Annotated in this window: 7 protein-coding genes; 2 read left to right on the top strand and 5 right to left on the bottom strand. The window is 73.9% G+C overall.

Translation table 11 applies throughout. The features are described 5' to 3' along the window. The 5 genes from OM076_RS36645 to OM076_RS36625 form a co-directional block, all read right to left on the bottom strand. On the bottom strand, positions 1-2,702 hold a 2,702-nt coding region (locus OM076_RS36645), incomplete at its 3' end, for an AAA family ATPase (protein WP_270045135.1). Between the two features lie 38 nt (positions 2,703-2,740). Then, a complete protein-coding gene (locus OM076_RS36640) occupies positions 2,741-3,259 on the bottom strand; it encodes a hypothetical protein (RefSeq protein ID WP_270045134.1) in 519 nt (172 codons plus the stop codon). Further along, on the bottom strand, positions 3,256-4,062 hold the full coding sequence (gene otsB / locus OM076_RS36635) for a trehalose-phosphatase (protein ID WP_270045133.1): 807 nt from the start codon (positions 4,060-4,062) through the stop codon (positions 3,256-3,258). The genes OM076_RS36640 and otsB overlap by 4 nt, the downstream gene beginning before the upstream one ends. Before the next feature lie 14 nt (positions 4,063-4,076). Beyond that, complete coding sequence (mscL, locus tag OM076_RS36630) at positions 4,077-4,484, bottom strand: large conductance mechanosensitive channel protein MscL (protein WP_270045132.1); 408 nt, start codon at positions 4,482-4,484, stop codon at positions 4,077-4,079. A gap of 15 nt (positions 4,485-4,499) precedes the next feature. Next, positions 4,500-5,384 carry a D-isomer specific 2-hydroxyacid dehydrogenase family protein gene (locus tag OM076_RS36625; RefSeq protein ID WP_270045131.1) on the bottom strand — a complete coding sequence of 295 codons (885 nt, stop codon included), beginning with the start codon at positions 5,382-5,384 and terminating at the stop codon, positions 4,500-4,502. A gap of 64 nt (positions 5,385-5,448) precedes the next feature. Between OM076_RS36625 and abc-f the strand changes: the two genes are divergently transcribed. Next, positions 5,449-7,092: a ribosomal protection-like ABC-F family protein gene (abc-f, locus tag OM076_RS36620; protein WP_270045130.1), complete on the top strand. Its 1,644-nt coding sequence runs from the start codon at positions 5,449-5,451 to the stop codon at positions 7,090-7,092. After that, entirely contained in the window at positions 7,089-7,400 is a 312-nt protein-coding gene (locus tag OM076_RS36615; protein WP_270045129.1) for a hypothetical protein, read from the top strand. Before abc-f ends, OM076_RS36615 begins: the two co-directional genes overlap by 4 nt. Positions 7,401-7,411 lie beyond the last annotated feature (11 nt).

The following is a 7,411-nucleotide window of genomic DNA, read 5'->3' as shown; positions in this document are numbered from 1 at the left end:
GCCTCGAGGACGTCCAGCGGCGCGCCGCCGCGCTCGCCGAGCGCCACCGCCTCCTCGGCCACCGCGGCGGCGCCCGCCGCCTCGCCGCGTGCCAGCAGCACCTCGGCGCACGCGGTCGCCGCGCGCACGACGCCCGCGGGCAGCTTCATCCGGTCCGCGCACGTCGCGGCCCGCTGGGCCCAGCGCTCGGCCTCGTCGAGCTCCCCGACCGCGATCGCGGCGCGCACGACGCGCAGCAGCAGCCGCGGCTGCCACGTCGGGTCGGCCTCCTCGACGAAGTGGCCGGCCGCGGCGAGCATGCCGTCCAGCGCGCGCTGCGGGTCCTCGTCGAGCGCGGCGAAGTCACACGCGGCGGTGCGGGTGAGCTTGCTCGGCTCGACCAGCGCGGTAAGGCGATTTCCCTCGTAGACGGCGCGGTCGGCGTCGGACGCCTCGCCGCGCGCGTCGTGGACGAGCGCGCGGATCCAGAGCGCGAAGTGCACGAGGTGCGGCTCGCCCTGCAGGCGCGCGGCGTCCTCCGTCGCTTCGGCCTCGATGGCCGCGGCGTCGAGCTCGAGCAACTGCAGCAGCGCCATCGTGCGCACGCCGAGGAGCGTCACCAGCGGCGCGGCCTGGCCGGTCTCGCGCACGAGCTTGAGCGCTCGGGCGGTGGTCGAGGCCGCCTCCTCGAAGCGTTCGGAGAGCAGCTGCGCCGTCGCGACGAAGAAGGCGATCACGAGGCACATCCCGAGCCCGGCGTCGGCGATGGCGTCCAGCCGCGCGGTGGCGGAGTCCAGCAGCGGCGCCGCCGCGACGGGATCGCCGTCCCACAGCGCGCCGAGCGCGGCCAGGGCCTCCGCGCCGGTCAGGAGCAGCGGGTCGTCCTGGGTGGCCTCGACCGCGAGATCGGCCCACTGCCGCAGCTCGGTGACGCGGCCCTCGTAGAAGGAGCCGCCGGCGAGCTCGACCGCGAGGATGGCGCGGCGCTCCGGAGGCGCGTCGGCGCGGGCGGCCAGCAGCCGGCGCCGCGCGTCGGCGTGGAGGCCGAGGTGGCTCTCGACGCGGGCGATGCCGATCACGAACTCGACCCTCGGCGTCAGCGAGAAGGCTTCCAGCAGCGCGGAGCGCGCGTCACCGAGGCGGCCGGCGCCGACGAGCGCCGTCGCCTCGCGGGCGAGCAGGTCGGCGCGAGCGTCGCGATCGCTGTGCGGCACCAGCCGCAGCGCCGCGGCGAACCAGTGCGCGGCGGCGGCGGGCGAGCTCTCTCCGGCGGTCTCCGCCGCCGCGGAGAGGACCGCGATCGCCTCCGGGTCACCGACGTGCGCCGAACGCACCACGTGGAAGGCCCGCGCCGCGGGCCCGGCGCCGCGCTGCTCGAGCGCCGCCGCGACCCGCTCGTGCGCGCCCAGACGCCACGCGGGCGCGACGCCGTCGTACACCGCGCGGCGCACGAGGGGGTGGCGGAAGACGAACGCGCGTCCGGCTTCGCGCGGGGGAAGAGAGAGGCCCCGCTGGCCTGTCGCGTCCACGGCGAGGCCGCCCGGCTGGGCCGCGAGCGCCGCCTCGCGGGCCGCCGACGGAGAGCCTCCCGATCGCGTCGCATCGCGCGGACCCGTCGCGGAGCCCTGCGATCGCGTCGCGTCGCGCGCACCCATCGCGGAGCCGAGCGGCCGCGTCGCGTCGCGCGCAGCCGCCGCGGAGCCGAGCGGCCGCGTGACGTCGCGCGCACCCGCCACGGAGCTCTGCGGCCGCGCCGCATCTCGCCCGGCCGCCCTCGCGAGCGCGGCCTCGCGCGCCGCGGCGGCCTTCGGGCAGCCGCGCGGCTCGACCACCTCGGTCAGTCCCAGCGGCGCCGGTTCGTCCTCGCCGCCCGCCGCCGGGCGAACCAGGTCGGCGGCGACGAGGTCGTCGAGCGCGTGCAGCGCGACGTCAACCTCCAGGCCCGCGGCGGCCGCGGCGAGCTCCGGGTCGAACGGGTCGCCGGTGACGGCCGCGCCGTCGATCAGCGCTCGCGGCACCGAGCTCAGCGCAGCGACCTCGAGGCCGATCGCGGCCACCAGCGACGCGGGCAGCGCGCCGTCGGCGCGGTCGGCCACGCGGGCGAGCTCGCGGAGGAACAGCGGGTTGCCGCGGCCTTCGCGCACGACCCGCTCGCGGACGGCGGCGTCGGCCACTCCGGCCACGATCGCGTGCGCGTCGGCGCGGCCGAGCGGAGCGAGCTCGAGCTGCTCCCAGCCGCGCGCGCTACGGGCCGCGTCCAGCAGCCGGCCCGCCGGGCCGACCGGACGCGTCGCGAGCACCAACAGCGCGGGCACAGGCACCGGCCGGCGCAGGAGGTGCAGCACGAGCTCGAGCGACGCCTCGTCGGCCCAGTGCAGGTCGTCGAGCAGCAGCGCCACGGGCGCCAGCCGTTCGAGCCCGGCCGCCACGGCGCGGTGGCGGCGGAAGCGTTCCGCCACCGGCACGTCGCCCGGCGCGCCCGCCAGCTCGCCGAGCGCGTCGCACATCACCCCGAACGGAACGTCACGCTCGTGCTCGGCGCCGCGTCCCGCGACGACCCGCAGCCCGGCGGCGCGTGCGCGCTCACCGATCTCGGCGAGCATGGCGCTCTTGCCGAGCCCCGCCTCGCCCAGCAGCCCGAGCACCCGGCCCGAACCGCGGCGTACCTCTCCGATCGCGCGCGTGGCCGCGGCCAGCTGCGGATCGCGCCCCAACAACTCCATGACCATCCAAGACGGCCAGGAACCAGGGCGTATTCCCGCTAGGCGGGCGAGTGCAGGAAGTCGCCGCTGAAGCCCGGCGTGCGGATCAGCCGGATCGCGCGCAGCGGCGAGGTCTGGTCGACGTAGAAGCGCACGCCGTCGCGCTCTTCGATGGCCGCCACCGCCGCCTCCTGGCGCCGCCAGGCGAGCGCCCAGATGATCGCGAACCCGGCCGCGATCCCGCCGATCTGCGGCAGGAACACCGACAGCACGCCCGAGCCGACGGTCACGATCAACAGCGGCCAGAGCCGGTTCAGGATCGTCCGCGCGGGTGCGAGCTCGGGCAGCGAGTGCTGGTGCTTGGCGCCCGCCAGGAGGTTGGCGATCGCGTGCGTCGTCTCGGTGCGCGAGCCCATGCGTGAGCCGATCAGCGTCGCGATGATCCACCAGCCGAAGCAGACGTAGATCGCGGTGTCGCTCAACGTGTTCTGGAGGCCGATCACGGTCAGCGCCGCGAGCAGCGTCGCGGACGCCGCGCTCAGCAGCACCGTGGCTTTCAGGAAGTCGCCGAACTTCAAAGCAGCAGGGCGCGCAGTAGTCCGCGCACGCCCTCGGGCCCGTCCACGAGCGTGTCGGCTTCCTCTTCCAGCGCCACCGGCGTCTCGTCCGAGCGCACGCCGACGCGCACCGCGTAGCCGAGCCGGCCGCGCTCCTGGAGCTCGGAGAGCCCGCGGAAGGCGTCGAGGTCGGTGACGTCGTCACCCACGTACACGGCGGCGGCGAGGTCGGTCTCTCCCAGCAGCCCGACGAGGCCGGCGCCCTTGTCGATGCGCACCGGCGGGCGGATCTCGAGCACCTTGCGGCCCCAGTGGGTGACGAAGCCGGCCTTCTCGGCGGCCTCGGCGACGTCCTCGATCGCCGCCAGCGCGTCGTCCTCGTCCGGGACGCCGCGCCAGTGCAGCGCCGCGATCGCCTCCTTGTCCTCCAGGCGCACCCGCAGCCGCCGCAGCTTCTCGCCGAAGGCGTCGTGGGCGAAGGCCTGCACCCGCTGCGTCCACGCCATCAGCTCGCCGTCCAGGACGGGGGCGATCGAGCCGGGGAGGAGCACCTCGGAGCCGTGTGAGCCGAGGTACGCGATCGTCCCGAGCGAGACGATCCGCCGCGCATCCGACGCCCGTCGGCCGGACACGCACGCGACGGTCCCGTAGCGCTTGGCGACCTCGATCAGCGGCCGGCGGGTGGTCTCCGGCATGTGGGCGTCGTCGGGCTGGGCGACGATCGGCGCGAGCACGCCGTCCACGTCGAGGAGGACCGCGGAGTGCTTCGGGTCGTCCCGCAGCGGCTGGAGGAGTTCCTCGATCGTGGCGGCGTCGGAAGGCACGTTCCTCAGTATGGCTACAAGGGACGGTTCTGCAGCAGATCCCTGATCTCGATCAGCACGCGCACGTCCTCCGTGGGCGCAGCCGGTTCCGGCGACTCCTGCTTGCGCCGCGCCGCCAGCATGTTGAGCGGCTTGACGACGAAGAAGAAGATCACTGCGCCCACGATCAGGAACGACAGCACGGCGTTGAAGAACGCCCCGTACAGGAACACGGAGTCATTGATCGTGAACTTCAGGGCGGCGAAGTTCGGCTGGCCGCCGATCGCCGCGATCAGCGGCGTGACGAGGCCCTTGACGAACGAGTTGACGACGGCGGTGAACGCGGCACCGATGACGACGGCCACGGCAAGGTCGACCACATTGCCGCGGAGGATGAAGGCGCGGAACTCCTTGAGCATGCTCGTGGCGTTCGCTACGAGCACACGAACCCCTCCGCCTCAGTATCCCTGGGTGAGGTTCACGGGCGCCAACAGTTCCTCGCCCGCGGCGTAGCGGCGCACGTTCTCCTGCACCCGCCTCGCCAGGTCGCGCGCCATCGTCGACGGCGGGTTGGCGACGTGCGGCGTGATCAGCGCATGCGGTGAGGCCCACAGCGGGTGGCCGTTGGGCAGCGGCTCGGGATCGGTGACGTCGAGCGCCGCGCCGCCGATGATCCGGCTCGCGAGCGCCTGGACGAGCGCCTCGGTGTCGATCAGCGAACCGCGGGCGATGTTGACGATCCAGGTGTGCGGCTTCATCACCCACAGCTCCGGCGCGCCGATCAGGTGCCTGGTGTCCTCGGTGGCGGGCGCGCAGACGACGAAATGGTCCGCCTGGCCCCAGATCTCGCCGATCCGCTCGACGGGGATCGTCCCGTCGCGCCCTGAGCGGGTGACGGCGAGGATCTTCACGTCGTGCGGCTCCAGCCGCTTGATCAGCTCGCGGCCGATCCCGCCCGCGCCGATCACCGCGACCGTCGAGCCCGAGAGCGTGCCGCTGTCCTGCGGGTCCCACGACCAGGCACGCGCGTATTGGTTGAAGTTGCGGATGCCGGCGATCAGCAGTCCGAGCGCGAGCTCGGCGACCTGCCCGGCGTAGGCGCCCGCGGCGGTCGTGAACTTCACGCCCGGCGTGGCGCGGATCCGCTCGACCCACGGCTCGATCCCCGCCGATTGCAGCTGCACCCACTTCACGGATGCGGGGAGCTCGGGGAGCGCGTCGGGATCGCCGACCCACACCACGGCCTCGGCCGCGTCGAGCTCCACGAGCTCGCCGCCGCCCTCCTGCACCGCGCGAACGAGGTGCTCCGGAGCCTCTGGGCCGATGTGAATCGCTGGTGCCATCTGGTGGATCGCGGTGCGGCTGGCTCGATTGCCGCCCGCACGGCGAGTCGCGACGCTAGCGGATATGCCGTCTGTTCCGCAGTTCGCCGCCCGTGGGCTGACCAAGTCCTTCGGCGGCCGATCGATCCTGCGCGGGGCCGATCTCGACGTCGAGGCGGGCTCGCGGATCGGCATCCTCGGCCCTAACGGCGGCGGGAAGTCGACCATGATGCGGATCCTCGCGGGGTTCGACGAGCCGGACGCCGGCAACGTCACCCGCCGGCGCGGCCTCGTCCTCGCGCACCTCCCGCAGATCGTCGACGGCGACGCCCGTGACCCGCTCCAGACCGTCCGCGCGGCGCGCCCCGAGCTGGCGATGCTCGAGGCCGACCTGCAGGCGGCCGAGCAGCGCCTGGCCGACCCGCAGCTCGCCTCCGACCTCGACAAGATGACCCGCGCGCTGGGCAACCACGAGCGGCTGCTGGAGCGCTGGACGCAGGCGGGCGGCGACCGGGCGGAGGGCGAGGCGCTCGGGCACCTGCGCGCGCTCGGGATCGACGGCGACAAGCTCCAGACGCCCACCCGCGAGCTCTCCGGCGGGCAGCGCAAGCTCGTGGCGCTCGCCGCCTGCCTCGCGCGCCGTCCCGACGTGCTCCTGCTCGACGAGCCCGAGGCTCACCTCGACATGTCCCGCCGCGAGCGCCTCGGCGCGCTGCTGGACGAGTTCGACGGCGCGGTGCTGATGATCTCCCACGACCGCCACCTGCTCGATGCGACGGTCTCGCAGATCGCCGAGCTCGACAAGGGCGTGATCCGGATGTGGCCGGGCAACTACAGCGCCTACGTCGTCGCCCGCCAGCTCGAGCTCGAGATCCAGCGCCAGCAGTACGTCACGCAGCAGAAGGAGATCGCGCGCCTCGAGGACGCGGTGCGCCGCTTCCGCCACTGGGCGCACATCCGCGTCAACGAGCGCGCGGCCCGTCAGGCGCGCGTCAAGCAGATGCAGATCGACCGCATGGAGAAGGTCGACCGGCCGGTGTTCGAGCGGCGCAAGATGGCGCTGGCGCTGCGCAGCTCCTCGCGCGGCGGGCAGCGCGTGCTGGCGCTCGACGGCGTCGACGTCGGCTATGGCGACGATCCCGTCCTGCTCGACGTCGAGCTCGTCGTCGCCCGCGGCGAGCGCGTCGGCGTCGTCGGCCCCAACGGCGGCGGCAAGACGACGCTGTTGCGGATCTTCACCGAGGAGCTCGAGCCCGTGGCCGGCACGCGCTGGGCGGGTGACGGCATCACGCTCGGCTACCTCTCCCAGGCCGCCGGGTCCCTGCGCGACGACGCGACGGTGCTCGACGCCCTGCGCGCGGGGCGCTCGCTCGCCGAGGACGCGGCCGTCCGGCTCCTGATGGCCTTCCTGTTCGACTACGAACAGTGCCGGCGCCCGGTCGGCACGCTCAGCGGCGGCGAGCGCACGCGGCTCGCGTTCCTGTGCCTGATGCAGGACGCGCCGAACTGCCTCGTCCTCGACGAGCCCACCAACCACCTCGACATCGACTCGATCGAAGCCCTGGAGGACGCCTTGGAACGCTATGACGGCACGGTCATCGCCGTGTCTCACGACCGCTACTTCCTGGATCGCATCGCCGATCGGATCGTGCTCGTCGCCGACGGGTCGGTCGAGGCGTTCGAGGGCGGCTGGTCCGCCAACGCCGACGTCGTCCGGGCGGCGGCATGATCGCCCGCTCCTGGCGCGGTGCGGTGCGTAGCGCCGACGCGGAGGCCTACGCGGCCTACATCGACGAGACCGGGATGCAGCACTACGCCCACACCCCCGGCAACCGCGGCGCCTGGATGCTCACCCGCGAGATCGGCGAGCTGACCGAGTTCATCACGTTCTCCCTGTGGGACTCCTACGACGCCGTGCGGGCGTTCGCCGGGGATGACTATGAGGTCGCGCGCTACTACCCGGAGGACGACCGCTACCTGGTCGAGCGCGATGATCGCTGCCACCACTGGGACGTGGTCCGAACCGCGGGTGGCTAGCATGGCGCGCC

It is taken from the genome of Solirubrobacter ginsenosidimutans, from assembly GCF_027587205.1.
This window is presented reverse-complemented; position numbering and strand designations above follow the sequence as displayed.

Excerpts from the sequence above, each read along its gene's own strand:
- OM076_RS36615 (WP_270045129.1), top strand. The coding sequence starts at position 7,089 with ATGATCGCCCGCTCCTGGCGCGGTGCGGTGCGTAGCGCCGACGCGGAG.
- abc-f (WP_270045130.1), top strand. The coding sequence starts at position 5,449 with ATGCCGTCTGTTCCGCAGTTCGCCGCCCGTGGGCTGACCAAGTCCTTC.
- OM076_RS36625 (WP_270045131.1), bottom strand. The coding sequence starts at position 5,384 with ATGGCACCAGCGATTCACATCGGCCCAGAGGCTCCGGAGCACCTCGTT.